Origin of the sequence: Sorangium sp. So ce394, from assembly GCF_051474665.1 — a bacterium.
GTDB lineage: Bacteria > Myxococcota_A > Polyangia > Polyangiales > Polyangiaceae > Sorangium > Sorangium cellulosum_D.
In genome coordinates this window covers 2,164,665-2,182,123 of sequence record NZ_CP150339.1, presented here as the reverse complement: position 1 = coordinate 2,182,123, position 17,459 = coordinate 2,164,665, and the positions used below count along the sequence as shown (strand labels likewise).

The 17,459-nt window shown below is 73.8% G+C and carries 16 protein-coding genes; 6 read left to right on the top strand and 10 right to left on the bottom strand.

Features of this window, described 5'->3' with window-relative positions:
* Nucleotides 1-48 precede the first annotated feature (48 nt).
* From WMF33_RS08015 to WMF33_RS07990, 6 genes are all read right to left on the bottom strand, one after another.
* Complete coding sequence (locus tag WMF33_RS08015; protein ID WP_437336584.1) at nt 49-456, bottom strand: hypothetical protein; 408 nt, start codon at nt 454-456, stop codon at nt 49-51.
* A gap of 158 nt (nt 457-614) precedes the next feature.
* On the bottom strand, nt 615-1,439 hold the full coding sequence (gene trpA / locus WMF33_RS08010) for a tryptophan synthase subunit alpha (protein WP_437336583.1): 825 nt from the start codon (nt 1,437-1,439) through the stop codon (nt 615-617).
* Entirely contained in the window at nt 1,436-2,629 is a 1,194-nt protein-coding gene (trpB, locus tag WMF33_RS08005; RefSeq protein ID WP_437336582.1) for a tryptophan synthase subunit beta, read from the bottom strand. The genes trpA and trpB overlap by 4 nt, the downstream gene beginning before the upstream one ends.
* Nucleotides 2,630-2,680: 51 nt before the next feature.
* On the bottom strand, nt 2,681-4,186 hold the full coding sequence (gene trpCF / locus WMF33_RS08000; protein ID WP_437336581.1) for a bifunctional indole-3-glycerol-phosphate synthase TrpC/phosphoribosylanthranilate isomerase TrpF: 1,506 nt from the start codon (nt 4,184-4,186) through the stop codon (nt 2,681-2,683).
* The gene (gene trpD / locus WMF33_RS07995; RefSeq protein ID WP_437339454.1) at nt 4,179-5,222 is read right to left on the bottom strand and encodes an anthranilate phosphoribosyltransferase; all 1,044 of its coding nucleotides are present in this window, start codon (nt 5,220-5,222) and stop codon (nt 4,179-4,181) included. The genes trpCF and trpD overlap by 8 nt, the downstream gene beginning before the upstream one ends.
* Before the next feature lie 167 nt (nt 5,223-5,389).
* Nucleotides 5,390-5,545 carry a hypothetical protein gene (locus WMF33_RS07990; protein ID WP_437336580.1) on the bottom strand — a complete coding sequence of 52 codons (156 nt, stop codon included), beginning with the start codon at nt 5,543-5,545 and terminating at the stop codon, nt 5,390-5,392.
* Nucleotides 5,546-6,151: 606 nt separating this feature from the next.
* Here WMF33_RS07990 and tsaA point away from each other — a divergent pair.
* Nucleotides 6,152-6,574 (top strand): tRNA (N6-threonylcarbamoyladenosine(37)-N6)-methyltransferase TrmO, encoded by a 423-nt coding sequence (tsaA, locus tag WMF33_RS07985; RefSeq protein WP_437336579.1) that lies wholly within the window; start codon nt 6,152-6,154, stop codon nt 6,572-6,574.
* Nucleotides 6,575-6,861: 287 nt separating this feature from the next.
* Complete coding sequence (locus WMF33_RS07980) at nt 6,862-7,335, top strand: response regulator (RefSeq protein WP_437336578.1); 474 nt, start codon at nt 6,862-6,864, stop codon at nt 7,333-7,335.
* Nucleotides 7,336-7,620: 285 nt separating this feature from the next.
* Here the strand turns inward: WMF33_RS07980 and WMF33_RS07975 are convergent, their stop codons facing one another.
* The gene (locus WMF33_RS07975) at nt 7,621-8,208 is read right to left on the bottom strand and encodes a Uma2 family endonuclease (protein ID WP_437336577.1); all 588 of its coding nucleotides are present in this window, start codon (nt 8,206-8,208) and stop codon (nt 7,621-7,623) included.
* 218 nt (nt 8,209-8,426) lie between these two features.
* Between WMF33_RS07975 and WMF33_RS07970 the strand changes: the two genes are divergently transcribed.
* The 4 genes from WMF33_RS07970 (at nt 8,427) to WMF33_RS07955 (ending at nt 13,963) form a co-directional block, all read left to right on the top strand.
* Nucleotides 8,427-10,853, top strand: a complete 2,427-nt coding sequence (locus tag WMF33_RS07970; RefSeq protein WP_437336576.1) for a sulfatase — start codon at nt 8,427-8,429, stop codon at nt 10,851-10,853.
* A gap of 15 nt (nt 10,854-10,868) precedes the next feature.
* The gene (locus WMF33_RS07965) at nt 10,869-11,960 is read left to right on the top strand and encodes a formylglycine-generating enzyme family protein (RefSeq protein ID WP_437336575.1); all 1,092 of its coding nucleotides are present in this window, start codon (nt 10,869-10,871) and stop codon (nt 11,958-11,960) included.
* 90 nt (nt 11,961-12,050) lie between these two features.
* Complete coding sequence (locus WMF33_RS07960; RefSeq protein WP_437336574.1) at nt 12,051-12,662, top strand: SH3 domain-containing protein; 612 nt, start codon at nt 12,051-12,053, stop codon at nt 12,660-12,662.
* Nucleotides 12,659-13,963 carry a guanine deaminase gene (locus WMF33_RS07955; protein WP_437336573.1) on the top strand — a complete coding sequence of 435 codons (1,305 nt, stop codon included), beginning with the start codon at nt 12,659-12,661 and terminating at the stop codon, nt 13,961-13,963. Before WMF33_RS07960 ends, WMF33_RS07955 begins: the two co-directional genes overlap by 4 nt.
* On the opposite strand, the gene WMF33_RS07950 is transcribed toward WMF33_RS07955, so the two are convergent.
* The 3 genes from WMF33_RS07950 to WMF33_RS07940 form a co-directional block, all read right to left on the bottom strand.
* Nucleotides 13,951-14,190, bottom strand: coding sequence for a hypothetical protein (locus WMF33_RS07950; protein ID WP_437336572.1), 240 nt, complete (start codon nt 14,188-14,190; stop codon nt 13,951-13,953). The two genes, WMF33_RS07955 and WMF33_RS07950, sit on opposite strands and share 13 nt — an antisense overlap.
* 152 nt (nt 14,191-14,342) lie before the next feature.
* Complete coding sequence (locus WMF33_RS07945; protein WP_437336571.1) at nt 14,343-15,662, bottom strand: hypothetical protein; 1,320 nt, start codon at nt 15,660-15,662, stop codon at nt 14,343-14,345.
* 379 nt (nt 15,663-16,041) lie between these two features.
* Entirely contained in the window at nt 16,042-17,427 is a 1,386-nt protein-coding gene (locus WMF33_RS07940) for a CCA tRNA nucleotidyltransferase (protein WP_061629587.1), read from the bottom strand.
* Nucleotides 17,428-17,459: the final 32 nt, after the last annotated feature.

Below are 17,459 nucleotides of genomic sequence, written 5' to 3'. Positions count from 1 at the left end.
AGGCGGCGCCGCGCGCGACGTGCGGCGCGGCGCCGCGCGCCCGCCAGGTCAGCTCGCCGCCTGCCACGAGAGCCACGCGCGGACGCGCCCGCTGGCGAGCGCCTCGACGAGGCGGATCGGCGCGCGGTCGCCGCTGCGCGCCGGCGCGGCGTAGCTCACGCGGTGGACGGCGCGCAGGCCGAGGGCCGGGATCGCCACGCCGATGGCCAGGTGGGCGCGAGCCGGCGTGCCCGCCGGCCACCCGTCGCGATGGCCGCCCAGCGCGGCCGCGTGGAGCGCGATCGACACGGGGCCGGTCGTGAGGTGAAAGGACGCGGTCGCGGGGGCTCGGTCGACGTCCGGCGCGTCCGGCGCGTCCGGCGCTGCCAGCAGGGCGATGGCGGCCTCGAGGTGCGCAGCGGCGGCGCCGATGGCCGCAGCGGCGAGGAAGGCGGTCGTGTTCGCGGTGAGCCGCATGGCGATCTCCTGGGCGCGACGGCCATCCTGGAGCTGGCCGCCCTGGTGCGGAAGCGACGTGCAGCGAACCGCGCGGCCGCTGCAGGGAGCGGGGCGGGCGGCGCGGCGAGCCGCGCGGCGGGCCTCGACCCGACCACCCGGCTCGACCCCACCGAGGGTCAGCGCGCCGTGGCCGCCTTCATCTCGCGGACGAAGCTCGCGACGGCGCGCGCGGCCGCCTCCGGATCGCCGAGGTTCGCCGCGACCCGCTGCACGACCGCGGACCCGCTGACCACGCCGAACGCCCCGGCGGCGAGGGCGTCGCGCACGTGCTCGGGCTTCGAGATGCCGAACCCGAGGATCGCGGGCGGCGCGCCGAACCGACGCAGCGTCTCGAAGAGCGACCCATGGCTGAGGCGCAGCTGCTCGTCCGCCCCCGTCACGCCCTTGCGCGTGACGCAGTAGGTGTACGCGGCGCACCGCTCCGCGAGCAGCTCCAGCGTCGACTCCGAGGCGTTGAGCGGCGCGATCAGCACCGGCGCCACGCCCGCCGCGCGCGCCGCCGCGACGTACGGCTCCGACTCCCTCACCGGCACGTCGGCGACGAGCACGCTGTCGACCCCGGCCGCGGCCACCGACGCATAGAAGCCCTTGAGGTCGCGGTGCTTCACCAGGTTCGCGTACGTCAGGATGCCGACCGGCACCTCCGGCGCCTCCGCCCGGAACCGCGAGAGCAGCTCGATGCAGTCGGGCGGCCGCACCCCGGCCGCGAGCGCCCGCACGGCGGCGGCCTGGACCGTCGGGCCGTCCGCGATCGGATCCGAGAACGGGATCCCGACCTCGATCGCGTCCGCGCCGCCCTCCACCGCCGCGCGGAGCAGCCGCGCGCTGGTCGCGAGGTCGGGATCCCCGAGCATCAGGAAGGGGACGAACGCCCCCTCGCCCCGCTGCCGCAGCCGCTCGAATGCGCCATCGTAGCGCGTCTTCACCGCCACCCGACTCATGCCGACCTCCCGGGATCGAGCAGCTTCTGGGCCTGCTCCATGTCCTTGTCTCCGCGGCCCGACAGGTTCACGACGAGCACCGTCTCTCGCCCTGCCTGCGCCGCCTCCGCCGCCATCTTCAGCGCGTGCGCGATCGCGTGCGCCGACTCGAACGCCGGGATGATCCCCTCGCTGCGCGCGAGCCGCTGGAACGCGTCGAGCGCCTCGTCGTCGGTCGCCGCGACGTAGGTCGCCCGGCCCGACGTCATGAGGTGCGCGTGCTCCGGCCCGACGCCGGGATAATCGAGGCCCGCCGACACGGAGTGCGTCTCGGCGACCTGCCCGTGCTCGTCCTGGAGGATGTAGGTCTCCGACCCGTGCAGCACGCCCGGCCGGCCCTTGAGCAGCGTCGCGCCGTGCTTGTCGGTCGACAGGCCGTGTCCGGCGGGCTCGACGCCCACGAGCGCCACGCCCTTGTCCGGGATGAACTCCGAGAAGATCCCCATCGCGTTGCTGCCGCCGCCCACGCACGCGACCACCGCGTCGGGCAAGCGCCCCTCGACCTCCAGGATCTGGGCGCGGGCCTCTCGGCCGATCACCCACTGGAAGTCGCGCACGATGGTGGGGAACGGGTGAGGCCCGGCGACCGTCCCGATCAGGTAGTGCGTGTCCTCGTAGCTCTCGGTCCAGTAGCGCAGCGCCTCGTTGAGGGCGTCCTTCAGCGTCTGGGTGCCCGAGCTCACCGGCACCACCTCCGCCCCCATGAGGCGCATCCGGAAGACGTTGAGCCGCTGCCGCTCGACGTCCTTCGCGCCCATGTAGATGCGCGTGGGCATCCCGAGCAGGGCGCCGATCATCGCGGTCGCGACGCCGTGCTGGCCGGCCCCGGTCTCGGCGATCAGCCGCCGCTTGCCCATGCGCCGCGCGAGCAGCCCCTGGCCGAGCGCCTGGTTCGTCTTGTGCGCGCCGCCGTGGAGCAGGTCCTCGCGCTTGAGGTACACCTTCACCCGCGGGTCGCCGGTCAGGTTGCGGCACAGGGTCAGCGGCGTCGGGCGCCCGGCGTAGGTCGTCAGCAAGGCGTTGAACTCCGCCGCGAACGACGGATCGCCGCGCGCCTCCAGGTACGCGCGCTCGAGCTGCTCGAGCGCGGGCACGAGGATCTCCGGGACATAGGCGCCGCCGAAGGCGCCAAAGCGGCCGCTTTGCTGCATGGTGATTGCCTCGATCGTCGATGGTGCGTGGTGCGTTGTAAAAGATGCGGTTCAGGGGGACGCGCGGTCCGCCGGGGCCGCGGGGCCAGGGTCGTGGCGCGAGGGGCCGCGCGCGGCATCGAACAGCCGCGCGAGCAGCTCGGCGCACTTCTCGCCGGGCGCGCGCTCGACGCCCGAGCTCACGTCGAGCGCCCAGGTCCCCACCCGGCGCGCCGCGGCGATGTTGTCCGGCGTGAGCCCGCCCGCGAGCAGGCTCCGGCCCCGCGCCGGGTGGCCCTCGAGCGCGCTCCACGCGAACGTCCGCCCGGTGCCGCCGCGCGCCTCGGCCGTGCGCGTGTCGAAGACGAGCCGATCGGCGCGGCGCTCGACCTCGGCGCCCGCGCCGGCGGCGCCCGGCTGACCGGCCGCGCCCTCGCCCGCGGCGCCGGGCCCGCCGGCCGCGCCCGCGGCGCCGGCCGGCGCCATCGGGACCGACTTCCAGACCTCGCACCCCTCCGGGAGCGCGCGCCGCAGCCCCTCGACGTACGCGGCGTCCTCGTCGCCGTGCAGCTGCACGGCGCGGAGCCCGAGCGCGCGCGCCGTATCGGCGACGAAGTCCGCGGGTTGATTCAGGAAAACGCCGACGAACGGCAGCCCCGCGGCGGTGGCGATCGCGATCTCGGCCTGCTCGCGCGTCACCCGACGCGGCGAGGCCTCGGCGAAGACGAGGCCGCCGAAGCGGGCCCCGAGCCGCTCCACCTCGCGCGCGTCCCCGGGCCGGGTCAGGCCGCAGACCTTCACCCGGCCGTTCACCAGCGCGCGCGCGGCGTCGGCGATGTCGGGGCTGCGCATGAGCGAGGTGCCGACGAGGAATCCATCGACCGAGGGCGCGAGCCGCTCCACGTGGGCGCGCGACTCGACGCCCGACTCGGCGATGACGATCCGGTCGCGCGGCACGCGCGGGGCGAGCCGCTCCGAGACGGCGAGATCGACCTTGAGCGTCTTGAGATCGCGGTTGTTGACCCCGATCACGGGCGCGGGCAGCGCGAGCGCGCGGTCGAGCTCCGCCTCGTCGTGGACCTCGACGAGGCAGTCCATGCCGAGCGCCTCGGCGGCGCCCAGGCAGAGCAGCGCGGTCGCGTCGTCGAGCACCGACATCATGAGCAGGATGGCGTCCGCGCCGTTCGCCCGCGCCTCGACCACCTGGTAGGGGCTCACGACGAAGTCCTTGCAGAGGATCGGGACGTCCAGGACCGCGCGCACGGCCTGGAGGATCTCGAAGCTGCCCTGGAAGAAGGGCTCGTCGGTCAGCACGCTCACCGCGTCCGCGACGCCGTAGTAGGCCGCGGCGACGGCGTGCGGATCGAAGTCCGGCCGGATCACGCCCTCGGACGGGGATGCCTTCTTGCACTCCAGGATGAACCGCGCCCCCGGCGCGGAGAGCGCGCGCCTGAGGCTCCGCGAGGTGGGCGGGGCGTTCGCCCTGAGGCTGGCGAGCGGGGTGCGCCGCTCGCGCTCTGCCACGTCCGCCCGCTTCCGCTCCACGATGCGCCCGAGCACATTGCCTTGCTCAGCCATGATTCGCCTCCTTGCGCGCTTCTTGAGACGCCTCCCGGCTCAGCGCCACGAAGCGCGCGAGCCGCTCGGCCGCGCGGCCCGAGCCCAGCGCCTCGAGCGCGGAGGCCGTCCCTTCGCGCAGGCTGTCGGCGCGCCCGCCGATCCAGAGCAGCGCCCCCGCGTTGATGGCGACGGCCTCGCGGTGGGCCCGCTCGCCGCGGCCGGCGAGGAGGTCGCGGAGCCACGCCGCGTTCTCGGCCGGGCCGGCGCCCCGGAGCGCCTCGGGCGGCGCGGGCGAGACGCCGGCGTCCGACGGGTCGATCGTGAGCTCCTCGACGACCCCGTCGCGGAGGCGCGCCGCGCGCGTCGGCGCGTGCAGGGCGATCTCGTCGAGGCCTCCGCCGTGCACGACGAGCGCGGCCTGACACCCGAGCATCCCGAGCGTGCGGGCGGCGTGGCCGACGAGCGCGGGGTCGTAGATGCCCATCACCTGGATCGGCGGCGCGCTCGGGTTCACGAGGGGGCCGAGCAGGTTCATGATGGTGCGCACCTTGAGGGCGCGGCGCACCGGCATCGCGTGGCGCATGCCCGCGTGGTACTGCGGCGCGAAGAGGAAGCAGAAGCCGACCTCGTCGAGCGCGCGGCGCGAGACCTCGGCCGCCGGGTCGAGCCGGGCGCCGAGCGCCTCGAGGACATCGGCCGAGCCGCACTGGGACGAGACCGAGCGGTTGCCGTGCTTGGCCACCGGCAGCCCCGCTTCGGCGGCCACGAACGCCACGGCGGTCGACACGTTGACGGTGCACTGCCCATCTCCGCCGGTGCCGCAGCAGTCGGCGTACGCGTAGGCCGGCCGCGCGAACGGCGCCGCGGCCCCCCGGAGCGCGCGCGCGGCGCCCGCGACCTCGACCGGTGTCTCGCCCTTCGCCTTGAGCGCGACCAGCAGCGCGGAGAGCTCGATCTCGCTCAGCGCTCCCGCGAACGCGTCGCGAAACAGCGCCTCCGCCTGCTCGGCGGAGAGGTCCACCCCCGCGCAGAGCGCGTCGATCACTGCATGCATCATGGTTCGCTCCTCATGTTCACGGTCGTTCCGGCAGACACTGCTCCTCGGGATTCAAGCGTCGGACCGCGGCGCCCTGCATAGCGGACAAAAACGAAAAGGCCCACCGTTGTTCGGCGGGCCCTCTTTCTTCTTTCTTCAGGTCGGCCTCCCCGGAGGGGGGCGCGTTACCCGTCGCTGGGGCCCGCCTTGGTAGAGCACCAGCGCCACCAGCGCAGCCCGGCCACGCGCGAGCTCACCCGGGCGGCCGCGTGCGACGCGACGCCGAGGACGAAGGCCTCGGAGCCGGAGCGAGCGGAGGACGCGGTGAACGCGCTGGGCATGCGGGGAACATAGCTTGCGGTCACGCGGGGGGTCAAGCGGGTTCGCGGCGGTTTCCGCTTCGCTGGTTCTGCCGGTCTTGTCAGTCGACCTGCCCGTCTCCCGCCGGGCTGCGCCTTCCCGCGCGCGCTGTTTCTGTTACCCAGCGGCACCCAGCGGCGCCCCAGCGGCGCGACGAAGGTCCGTGGGGTCCGGCGCGGGCGCGCGAGACAGCTCCCGTCGGGGACGTGGTGGATGCGCATGTTTCACGGCGCCGCGGTGGCCACAACGCTCGTCGGGCTCAATCGAACATAAACCAGCGGACAACCGAGGCGACCAAAACACTCTCGGCCTGCTCAGAGCGATGATGCATATCGATGGTCGACACTGTCCAAGTTGGCCGATTCGGACTCAGGTGTTGCACACGTCGACATGAGCCCCGCCTGACCTGCGGCCACGTCCTCCCCGGCGCGCGGCAAACCTCCCTCGCGGCCGTCCGTGCGGCCGTCCACGAAGGATGGCCGCGCCGCCGCGACGCGGCCTCGTCCGAGCGCTCCTCGATCGCCCGTGGAGGTGCAACGCGCTTCTCCGTTGACATCCTCGAGCCGCCTCGCTTCCCTCCCTGGGACATGAGCAGCGTGGCGATGGAGGCGGCGTCGGTCGGAGCTCACCTGCGTCCGATCGGCGTGATCCGGTCCGCGCTCAAGGGCCTCGGCGAGGCGCCCAGGCAGGGCTCGGAGGGCGCGCCCGATGCCTGGGTCGAGGTGCACCCGTGGGCGGCGGAGGCGCTGAAAGGCCTCGTCGCTGGCGACGAGATCCTCCTCATCACGTGGCTTCACGAGGCGCGCCGCGACGTCCTCCAGGTCCACCCGCGCTCTGACACGAGCAACCCGCTCACGGGCGTCTTCGCGACGCGATCGCCGGACCGACCGAATCCGCTCGGCCTCCACCCCGTCGTCGTGCGCGCCATCGAAGGCGAACGCCTCCGCGTCGGGCCCCTCGAGGCCATCGACGGAACGCCGGTCGTCGACATCAAGCCCGTCCTGAAGTGAGGGACCGCACGTCGAACGCACCTCGTGCCCGATCGACCTTCAGCCGGGCGCGAGCGTCGAGATCCGCGAGCTTGCCGGCGCGCGCCCGCGATCGATCGGCGCCGTCGGCTCCGTTGCATCGACGGTGACGGCCGGTCCACGCAGGGCGTCCCGAACCTCCCCGGGTGGGGCAAAACTCCCCTGCTCGCGCCGGCTCCTGGGCCCTGGCGGCACGAGGCATACGACGTGCAAAGCGCGTGTGCTCGCCGGCCTCGTCGGCACGGGATGGCTGGCGGAAGGAGCTGTGCATGAGCCTCATCGACCCGTGGGTCGGCGATCCGCCGCCCCCTCCGCCCGCCGACCGGTACGGCGCGGGCTGCCGGGTGCTCGTGGCCGAGGATGACGACGAGATGCGGGCGCTGCTGGCGTCCACGTTGAAGTGTGACGGCTTCGAGGTCGTCGAGGCGAAGAACGGCCTGGAGCTCCTCGATTACCTCCTGCCCTGGTTCGCCGGCCGGGAGCCGCCTGCGCACGTGGACGCGATCGTCAGCGACATCCAGATGCCGTGCTTCACGGGCATGGAGGTGCTCGCGGGCCTGTCCGCGGTGCGGCGCCGGCCGCCCATCGTCCTGATCACCGCCTTCGGCGAGAGCTCCACCCACGCGCTGGCGCGCTCCCTCGGCGCCGCCGCGGTGCTCGACAAGCCGTTCGACCTCGACGCGCTGCGAGGGGTGATGAGCCGGGTGATCGCGGCGCGGCCGGCGCCGGAGGACCCGGGTTGAGCTCCCCGACCGGGGTTGCGCTCCCGACCGGGGTTGCGCTCCCGACCGGGGTTGAGCTCTCCGACCCAGGTTGGAGCTTCCCGACCCGGGTTGAGCTCCCGACCGAGGTTGAGCTCCCGACCCAGGTTGAGCTCCCGACCCAGGTTGAGCTCCCGACCCAGGTTGAGCTCCCGACCCAGGTTGAGCTCCCGACCCAGGTTGAGCTCCCCGACCGAGGTTGAGCTCCCCGACCCAGGTTGAGCTCCCCGCTCCCTGCCTCGTCGAGCTGCCGACCCGACGGCCGACCTACTCCTCGTCCGGGTCGTCCCCGAAGAGCACGCCGACGGGCCACGCGATCGCGTCGAACGGCTCTGCCCTGACCCGCTCGCCCCGCTCCGCCGTGAGCACGTTCAGATACCCGCCCTCCGTCCAGCGAAGCACGGTGAGCACCTCGTTCATGGGATCCACGATCCAGTAATGGGGCACCTGGCATCGGTGGTACGTGCGCTGCTTCTTCACGACATCGTTGCGCGCGTTCGATGCGCTCAGCACCTCGCAGACCCAGTCCGGACGCACGAGGATCGGCGTCTTCTCGGGCAGCTCGGGGAGGCGCTCGCGCCGCCAGCCCGCCACGTCCGGACGGTAGACTTCGTGCTCCTCGAGCTCCACCTCGACCTCGGTGGCGAACCACCACCCCCCGGGCCAGCGCCCTCCCGGCCGACGGTTGTAGGGTCGGAACACGATCCCGGCGAGCGACGCCTGGGCCCCGCCGTGCTTCGGCGAGGGCATCGCCTTCGGGACCAGCTCGCCGTCGATGATCTCGTGAAAGCGCCGCGCCTCGGGGATGGCCAGCAGGTCCGCGATCGTGGCGAGCTTGCGCGCAGGGAGCGGCACGGCTCCGCCATGGTGCCGCAGCTGCCCGCAGCCCGCCAGCGCGCGACGCTCGACCCCGAGCGCCCCCTTCCCCGCCGCCCCCAGCCCATCCGCTCCCGCAGGATACTTTCCGGTTCCGTGCGCCGATGGTAGGCCCCCGTTCTGCAGGGCGCACGACCTCGCGGCCAGGCGCGACAGGCCCTCGCGAGGCGCCCGCGCGGCCCTCCCCCAGTGTGCCCATGATCACCGCCGAACCAGGTCCCCCGCCGCCGAGCGCCGCCGGCGCCCATGACAGCGTCCCGCCGCGATCCCCGAGCGGTCCGCCCCCCCGCCCGAGCGCGCCGCCGGCGCGGTCCGTCCCCCCGCCGGCGCGGTCCGCCCCCCCGCCGCCGCGCCGCAGCGCCTGGACCACCCGCCTCGGCGAGGCCTGCGTCCTCGGCCTCGGCGTCGCGTCGCTCTCCGCGGTCCCGACCGCGCTGCGCACCGCCCGCGCCGGCGCGTCGTTCCTCGACGGGCTCCTCGTCGGCACCGCGGTCCTGCTCCCGCTCGTCACGCTCGCGATCATCCTCTCGCGCGCCGCCGGCCGCGGCTTCCGCGGCATCGTCGGCGCGGGCGGCGAGCGCCTCGCGGTCCTCCGCGTCGCGCTCTGGATCGGCGTCGCCGTGCCCGTGCTCGCCGCGCTCGCCGCCCTCCTCAAGGCGACGACCCACCACCGCGGCCTCGCCGGCGCGACCTTCGGCGTCCTCGGCCTCGCCGGCGTCGCCGCCGCGGCGCTCCTCACCCAGCGCCTCGTCGCGCTCGGCGACCGCCTCGCCGCCCGCGGCGTCAAGCCGTGGATCCTCGCCGTCGCCGGCGCCGCCATCGGCGCCCTGCCCCTCGTCGCCGCCTTCGCGCCGCTCGCCGCCTTCGCGGGCAGCACCGCCGGCGACGCCGGCGCCGCCGTGCGCGCCGCCATCGTCGACGGCGCCATCGCGCTCGTGGCCACCGCGCTCGTCTCCAGCGTCGACCTCAGCGCCGCGGTCGGCCGCGTCGCCAGCCTCGCGGGCGTCCCGCTCGCCGCCCTGGTCCTCATGACCGCGACCGCCCGGGTCGAGTCGTTCCCCGCGCTCGGCCAGGCCGTCCGCGCCGGCGGCGGCCTCGCGGCCACCCTCTTCGGCGCGCTCGAGCGGTGGACCGACCGCGACGGCGACGGGATGGGCGCGCACTTCGGCGGCCTCGACTGCGACGAGGGCGACCCCACCCGGTACCACGGCGCGCCGGACATCCCGGGCGACGGCATCGACCAGGGTTGCGGCGCTGCGGCCCAGGGCGACGCCTCCCGGCCCCCCCGGGCGCTCGCGGCCCTCCCTGCCCCTGCCAGCGCCCCGCCGGCCGTTCCCGCCGCGCCGGCGCGCGCCGCCGCCGCGCCCGCGGCGCGCGACGATCGCGGCGCGGTCGTCCCGGCCGTCCTGACCAGGACCACCACCCCCGCCGCCGCCGTGGTGGCCGCCACCGCCGCGGCCCCCGCCACCGCCGCCGCGGCCCCCGCCACCGCCGCCGCAGCCCCCGCCGCTGCCGCGACGTCCGCGCCGGCGCGCCCCGACATCCTCCTCGTCACCCTCGACACGGTGCGCGCCGACCACACGTCGGCCTACGGCTACGGCCGCGACACGAGCCCGCGGCTCGCCCAGCTCGCGGCCCGCGGCGTGCTGTTCGAGCGCGCCTATGCCGCCTCGAGCGAGACGCAGCGGGCCATCGCGCCCCTCGTCACCGGCCGCCGCCTCAACCGGGCGGCGCGCGACCGCCGCGCGTGGCCGACGCTGCTGCCCGAGAACGACACCCTCGCCGAGCGCATGAAGCGCGCCGGCTACCTCACCGCCGCGGTCAGCTCGTTCACGTGGATCAGCCAGGAGCGCGGCTTCGACCAGGGGTTCGACCGCTTCGAGACCGTCTACGGCGAGGCCCACCCCGAGCGCGAGGCGACCGGCCACCTCGCCGTCAAGAAGGCCATCGAGCTCCTCGACGGCTACGCCCAGCGCGCCCAGCCGGTCTTCCTCTGGCTCCACCTCTTCGACGCCCACGAGCGCTACGTCAGCCACCCCGGCATCCGCTTCGGCGCCGGCAGGACGGCCGCCTACGACGGCGAGATCGCCTACGTCGACCGGCAGCTCGGCGCCCTGCTCGACGCCGTGGCCAGCGGCCCCCGCGCCGACCGCACCGCGATCATCGTCCACGGCGCGCAGGGCGAGGGCCTCGGCGAGCACGCCTCCGTCGGCCACGGGGTCGAGCTCTACGAGGAGGCGATCCGCGTCCCCCTCGTCGTCGCCCTCCCCGGCGCCGCGCCCGGCCGCTACCCGCACCCGGTGAGCACGATCGACATCGCGCCCACCGTCCTCGATCTCGGCGGCGCGGACGCCGCGGCCGTCGAGGGCGGCTCCCTCGCCGCCATCGCCGCCGGCGCGGACCGCGCGCCCCGCGGACCGGTGTTCGCCCGCACCGCCCGCCGCGCGGCGGTCGTCGACGGTCACCTCAAGCTCCTCGTCCTCAAGCGCAAGAAGCGCGACCGGATGCTCCTGTTCGATCTCGCGAGCGATCCCCGGGAGACCCGCGACCTGTCCGACGAACGCGAGGGCGACGTGGCGCGGCTCCGCGAAAAGTTGTCTGCCTTCGAGTCCCCCGCGCAGTAATCTACGCGAGGGAGCATGCACAGGTACGCCCACTCGCCGCGGAAGCCCGCGCCCCCCCGCGCGAGGGCGCTGCGCGCTGCCGTCGCCGCCGGCTTCGCGCTGGGCGTCGCCGGCCTCGCGTTGCTCGTGCTGCGGCTCGCCGAGGCGCCGGCCGTGCCGCCGACGCTCGCCACGGCCGCCATCACGGGCGCGCTGCCGCGCCGGCTCCGGTTCGAGTGGCGCCTCGTGCGCGACCGCCACTGGCAGATCGCGTCGTCCCCCGCCGAGCCGCGCGAGGCCACCGACCAGATCGAGGGCAACCGCGGCGTCTGTCCGACGGGCATGGTCGAGGTCTCCGGCCCCATGAAGCTCGACCCCACGCCGAGGGCCCAGGGCGACCTGCGCTCCATCGACGAGATGCAGCGGACGACCTGCAAGCACTGGATCAGCAGGGATTACCCGGAGCGATGCGCGGAGTTCGATCGCGAAAAGTGGCTCGCGATGTCGAGCGATCTCGACACGAAGCCGATGCATTTCTGCATCGATCGCTACGAGTACCCCAACCAGAAGGGCGTCTATCCGGTCATCCTCGTCTCGTTCTACGAGGCGGGCGAGCTCTGCGCCGAGGAGGGCAAGCGCCTCTGCGACGAGGCCGAGTGGACCTTCGCCTGCGAGGGTGAGGAGGCGCGCCCCTACCCATACGGTTACGTCCGCGACCCGGAAGCGTGCGTCGTCGACCAGCCGTGGCGCCCGTACATCGAGACCGCGCTGCGCCCGCGGGGCGGCCCTGCCGCCATGGCCGAGATGGATCGGCTCTGGCAGGGGATGCCGTCCGGCGTCCAGCCCCGCTGCCGGAGCCCCTTCGGCGTCTACGACATGACCGGCAACATCGATGAGTGGACCCGTTCCGTCCGCGAAGGCGAGCGCCCATCCATCCTGAAGGGCGGCTACTGGGGCCCGGTCCGCACGCGCTGCCGCCCCTCGACCCGCTCGCACGACGAGAACCACATGTTTTACCAGCAGGGCTTCCGCTGCTGCGCGGACCCGGGCGCAGCGGGCGCCGCGCCGGCGGACCGCGCCGCCTCCGGCGACCCTGCCGTCGCCCCGCTGCCGCGCGAGCTCCGCTGACGCGCTCGCCGGCCGGCGGATCCGCGGCCGCGCCGCCGCGCGCCGCCGCGCAGTCGACCGCGCTGGCCGCAGCGCGTATCCTCTGCGCTGATGGACGATTCCCCCGCCGGACAGGGTGCCTCGCGCGGCTCCCGCGACGTGCGCGCCGCGCACGCCGGCACGCACCTCGCTGCCCGGGCGGAGCCGCCGCCGGGCGCCGCGCCCGCGCCGCCGCGCGCGCGCCGGCTCGATCGGCTGACCGGGCTCGCGCTCTTCGCCGCCACCGCCGTCGCGGCGCTCCCGACGGCGCCGCTCGTGCTGCGCGCGATCGCCGACGATCGCTCGCCGGTGCAGAGCGCCGGCCGGTTCGCGCACCTCCTGGAGGGGCGTTCCCCGGGGGCGGGCCGCGCGCAGGCCCGCGCCCGCTTCCCCTTTGACGACGATCCTGGCGCCGACGAGCCGCGGTCGCCGCACGACGACGGCCCTGCCGGAAGCGAGGAGGACGATCCGGACGCGCCCGGGCGCCTCCAGGCGGGCATCGCCTCGCGCAGCATCACGCTGCTCGAGGAGCCGCGGGCCGACGGCGCCCGGATCGGCGCCGTCGCCGCGGGGGAGCTCGTGATGGTCATGCGCGAGTCGGGCGCGTGGGCGCTCGTCATGAAGCACGACGGGGGCAACATGGTGATGGGCTGGGCGCGCCGGAGCGAGATCGCCATCCGATGAGCGCGCGGCCGCCGGAGTCGCCGCGCGCCTACCGCGGTCGCCTGCTCACCCCGCTCGCCGCGGTGACGAACGGCGCTCCGGTCCGCTACCTGGACGACGCGCTGCTCGTGGTCGGCAGCGACGGTCGGATCGTGGAGGCAGCGCCGTTCGCCCCGGGCGCCTTCCGCGGGCCGGTGCTGGACTTGCGGCCATCGGTGTTGATGCCGGGCTTCATCGACGCGCACGTCCATTTCCCGCAGACGCGCATCATCGGCAGCGCCAGCGGCTCGCTGCTCGACTGGCTGGAGCGGTCGGTCTTCCCCGAGGAGGCGCGCTTCCGCGACGACGGCTATGCCGCGATCGTCGCGGGCGAGTTCACGGCGCGCCTCGCCGCGTCGGGCACGACGACGTGCGTGGTCTTCTCCAGCTCGTGCGCCGGCGCGACCGACCAGCTCTTCGACGCCCTCTCGCGCGCCGGCTTGCGCGGCATCGCTGGCCTCACGCTCATGGACCAGAACTGCCCCGAGGCGCTCTGCGTCCCTCGGGACGACGCGATCGCGATGGCCCGGGATCTCGTGCAGCGCTGGCACGGCGCGGGCGGCGGGCTGCTCGAGTTCGCGATCACCCCTCGCTTCGCGCTGTCGTGCTCGCGCGGGCTGATGGAGGCGGCCGCGCTCCTCGCTCACGACCACGGCCTCCTCGTGCAGACGCACGTCGCCGAGACGCCCGCCGAGGGCGAGGCCACGCTGCGCGAGCACCCGTGGGCGCGCGATTACATCGACGTCTACGACCGCGTCGGCCTGCTCACCGGGCGCGCCTTGCTCGCGCACGGCATCCACCTCACGCCGCGCGAGTGGGATCGCCTCGCCGAGACCCGCTCGTCGGTCGTCCACTGCCCCGACTCGAACTTCTTCCTGGGCAGCGGCCGCATGCGCCTCGCCGACGCGCGCGCCCGCGCGGTCTCGGTCGGGCTGGGCAGCGACGTCGGCGCCGGGCGCAGCTTCGACATGCGCCGCACCATGTCGAGCGCCTTCGACAATGCCCTCTGTCTGGGCGACCGCCTCCTCCCGTCCGCGCTCTTCGTCATGGCCACGCAGGGCACGGCCGACGCCATCGGGCTCGGCCGGGTCATCGGCAGCCTCGAGGCCGGCAAGGAGGCCGACTTCATCGCCGTCCGTTTCCCCGAGCATCTCCTCGGCGAGGCGGAGCTCCTGAATCACCTCGTCTTCGCCCCCGAGACCGCCGCGGTCCACCGCGCCTTCGTCCGCGGCCGTCCCGTCCACCTCCGCCGCCTCGGAGCGCACCCCCATCATTCGCCGTAGGTATCCGTGGATGCCTCGTAGACCTCGAGCTCCCACACGAGGATCTCGAAATCGCGCCGCAGGATGTACCGTGCCCCGTCGTCCCCGCGCACCTTGAAGTAGAGGTGATCGCCCCCTGGCCACCGGTCGAGGATCTCGGTCACCCGCACGCGGCGCTCCCCCAGGGTGAACGCCACGGGCTCGTCGCTTCCGCCGTGGCCGGCACGGCACGCCACATCGACCCGCATCTGCGTTCGCAGGGTAGCAGGCCCCGGCGCCCTGCTCCCGCGGTCCGCGCGCCTGTCCGACCGCCGACGCGCCGACGCGCCGACGCTCCCCCGCCGGGCGGCGCCTCGGGCCGGCGCTCCCGGCGCGATGCGCTCGGGAGCGCCTCCTCGCTTCAGTTGGGGTTGACCGAGCAGCCGTAGAGCAGGTTCATGCCCGCCGTGTTGTCCTGGACCGCCATGGCGCACGTGTCCGGGCACAGCCGGATGATCCCCTCGTCGATGTAGAAGGACATCGGCTTGCACTCCTCGGGGGTCTTCACCTGAGAGAAGGTCTGCTTCTGCCCGCCGTTGCTCGGCGTGAACTCGATCTGCACCGTGTCCAGATCGATCGAGTGCCCGCCTGGCGCCTTGGGCACCTCGATCTCGCACGACAGCTTCGCGCCCGAGATCACGCTGTCGGCGATCGCCTGGAACACGGCGTCGTAGGTGTCGTCCTGGTTGATCGGATACCGCAGCCCTCCGGTCATCACGCTGAGCGTCTGGTACGTCGTCCCGGGGTCGACCGAGCCGGGCCGGCACTGCTCCCAGGTGACGGGCTCCTCCGGCGGCCAGGGCGCGGTCGGCGGCGTGTTCTCCACGATGCCCACGAAGCTGAAGAACATGTAGTTGCGCGCGCTCGGCGTGCCGAAGTATTCAGGCGCGACCGCCATCAGGGCCGCGTCGAAGGTCTCCGCCGACTTGGTGCCTCCGGCCAGGGTCTCCATGTCATCGTCGTCGACATCTTTGAGCGCGATGTCGCCCTCGTCGGTCTTCGCGGGGTCCGCGCCGAGCGAGATCGACGAGCAGTCGACGCCGTCGTCGGTGATCTCGACGAACACCTTGAGCGAGTCCGGCCGCAGCCACTGCGACCACCCGGGCGAGGTGGTCTCGCCCTTGGGCGGGATCGCTCCCTTCAGGGTGTCGATGGCGAGACAGAGCGAGTTGAGGCTGCTGACCTCCAGGCTGTACTGGTAGAAGTGCGGCGGGTTGGTGTTCGGGGTCGTCGGGACCGGCGAACAGCTCCCGCTGCCGAGCGGCGCCTCGATGCAGACCGACTGCTCCAGATCCGAGCTGCCGTGCTTCGAGATCATGATGACGCGGTAATCGATGCCGCTCCGCTCGATGATCGAGGCGAAGTTCTGGTTGATGTTCCGCTGGACGCTGTTGATCTCGTCCGTCATGCTCTCGGAGTTGTCGATGAGGAAGATGATGTCGGCCGGCCGCTGCTCGTAATCGGCCTGCAGCTTCGTCGCGACACACGCGGTGTCCTCGTTGAGGGACGCGTCCTCGGTCCCTCCATCGAACTGGAACCCGCCGCCGTCCCCGATCCCGCTCCCGGTCGTATCGTCGCCCCCGCCGCCGCTGCCGCTGCCAGAGCCGTTGTTGCCGGAGCTCGCCTCACCACCCCCGCCGGAGCATCCACCGATGGATGCCGCCGCCGCAAGCAAACCCAAACCAATCAGCCCAACAAGCGTCTTCGTCGAGAGCTTCAAAATGGACCTCCCAATGGGGGGCGCGACAGTGCGCAGCAACGGATGTTACACGAGACACGTCCGGATGGATGCGATCGGCATGAAATAATCGAGGCTGACGGCAGGTAGACAACCGACCACCGTTGTCGGCTCATGTACCTTGTCTGCGACCGATGGACTCGCGATCTGGGACAGGCTCCCCTAAGGAGCGAGGAGATGGCCGAGCGCGGGTGAACGGGCGCGACGCGCGACAAGGAGGGTCCGCGCGTCCCGCCGATACCACCCTCGTGCACACGCGGAGCGCGCCGAGCAGGCCAGCGCAGGGCCGGGCAGCCTCGTCGACAGCTTCCCCCTTACAACCCTACGCGCCGGCCGTCTTCGCGGCGACGAGCTCCCGCGCCGCCGCGAGCAGCCGCTCGGGCGTGTTCGCCTCGGGCTCCTCGGTCACGACCTCGACGAGCCGCTCCAGGATCTCTCCCACGAGCCTGCTCGGCGGGATGCCGAGCTCTCTCATCAGCACGCTGCCGTTCACCGCGAGATCCTTGGCCGACAGCGCCGCGCCCGCGGCGAGCATCGCCTCCACCCGCGCCCGGAGCCGCCCGATCGTCGCGATGTCCTCGGTCACCTCGCGCCCCTTGCCGAGCGCGTCGGCGACGCCGATCTCATAGAGATCCGGCGCGAGCGCCGGCGTCACCCGCCGCAGCCACCGCCGCACCGCGGCGTCGGTCCACGAGTCGTCGTAGCAGATCAGGTGGTGACGGATGAGCGCCACGATCCGCGCCCGCTCGTCGTTGGAGAAGCGCAGCCGCGACAGGATCGGCTCGGCCATCTCGGCGCCGACCCGCTCGTGCTCGTAGAACGTGTAGTCGCGGGTCTTGTCCGAGAACTCGCGCGTCCTCGGCTTGCCGATGTCGTGCATCAGCGCCGCCACGCGGAGGATCGGCTCCGGCTTGCACGCGTCGAGGCAGGCCATCGCGTGGCCCCACACGTCGTACGCGTGCCAGCGGTTCTGCTCGCACCCGACCGACTCCATCATCTCCGGGCAGGTGATCCCGAGCAGCTCCGTGCGCCGCATGATCTCGAACGCCACGCTCGGGCGGCGCGCGCGCATCGCCTTGAGCCACTCGTCGCGCACCCGCTCCGCGCTCACGCAGCGGAACGTCTGGTGCGACCGCGCGGTGCCCATGGCGCGCTCGGTCTCGGGGTCGAGCGCCCCCTCCAGGGTCGCCGCGAACCGCGCCGCGCGCAGCACCCGCAGCCCGTCCTCGGCGAAGCGCTCGCCCGGGTCCCCCACCGCGCGGATGACCTTCGCCTCGAGATCCCGCTGCCCGCCGAACGGATCGATGAGGTGCCCGTCGACCGGATCGAGCGCGATGGCGTTCATGGTGAAGTCCCGCCGCGCGAGATCGGCCGTGATGTCGTCCACGAACTCGACCCGGTCCGGCCGCCGCCCGTCGCTGTAGGTCCCGTCCCCCCGCAGCGTCGTGACCTCGTACGGCACGCCGCGCACCATCACGGTCACGGTCCCGTGCTGGATCCCGGTCGGGATCACCTTCCGGAACGCGGCCATGACCTCCTCCGGCCGCGCGTCGGTCGCGACGTCCCAGTCCTTGGCGGGCTCGCCCCGGAGCAGGTCGCGCACGCAGCCGCCGACGATCCAGCCGCGCTTGCCGCGCTCGCGGAGGCGGCGACAGATGCCGAGCACGTCCTCGGGGACGAGGTCGATGAGGTGAGCTATCTGGGTCACCCCCGCGGCTTATCACGGCGCCCGGAGAGCGG

Excerpts from the sequence above, each read along its gene's own strand:
- WMF33_RS08015 (WP_437336584.1), bottom strand. The coding sequence starts at position 456 with ATGCGGCTCACCGCGAACACGACCGCCTTCCTCGCCGCTGCGGCCATC.
- trpA (WP_437336583.1), bottom strand. The coding sequence starts at position 1,439 with ATGAGTCGGGTGGCGGTGAAGACGCGCTACGATGGCGCATTCGAGCGG.
- trpB (WP_437336582.1), bottom strand. The coding sequence starts at position 2,629 with ATGCAGCAAAGCGGCCGCTTTGGCGCCTTCGGCGGCGCCTATGTCCCG.
- trpCF (WP_437336581.1), bottom strand. The coding sequence starts at position 4,186 with ATGGCTGAGCAAGGCAATGTGCTCGGGCGCATCGTGGAGCGGAAGCGG.
- trpD (WP_437339454.1), bottom strand. The coding sequence starts at position 5,222 with ATGCATGCAGTGATCGACGCGCTCTGCGCGGGGGTGGACCTCTCCGCC.
- WMF33_RS07990 (WP_437336580.1), bottom strand. The coding sequence starts at position 5,545 with ATGCCCAGCGCGTTCACCGCGTCCTCCGCTCGCTCCGGCTCCGAGGCC.
- tsaA (WP_437336579.1), top strand. The coding sequence starts at position 6,152 with ATGAGCAGCGTGGCGATGGAGGCGGCGTCGGTCGGAGCTCACCTGCGT.
- WMF33_RS07980 (WP_437336578.1), top strand. The coding sequence starts at position 6,862 with ATGAGCCTCATCGACCCGTGGGTCGGCGATCCGCCGCCCCCTCCGCCC.
- WMF33_RS07970 (WP_437336576.1), top strand. The coding sequence starts at position 8,427 with ATGATCACCGCCGAACCAGGTCCCCCGCCGCCGAGCGCCGCCGGCGCC.
- WMF33_RS07965 (WP_437336575.1), top strand. The coding sequence starts at position 10,869 with ATGCACAGGTACGCCCACTCGCCGCGGAAGCCCGCGCCCCCCCGCGCG.
- WMF33_RS07960 (WP_437336574.1), top strand. The coding sequence starts at position 12,051 with ATGGACGATTCCCCCGCCGGACAGGGTGCCTCGCGCGGCTCCCGCGAC.
- WMF33_RS07955 (WP_437336573.1), top strand. The coding sequence starts at position 12,659 with ATGAGCGCGCGGCCGCCGGAGTCGCCGCGCGCCTACCGCGGTCGCCTG.
- WMF33_RS07950 (WP_437336572.1), bottom strand. The coding sequence starts at position 14,190 with ATGCGGGTCGATGTGGCGTGCCGTGCCGGCCACGGCGGAAGCGACGAG.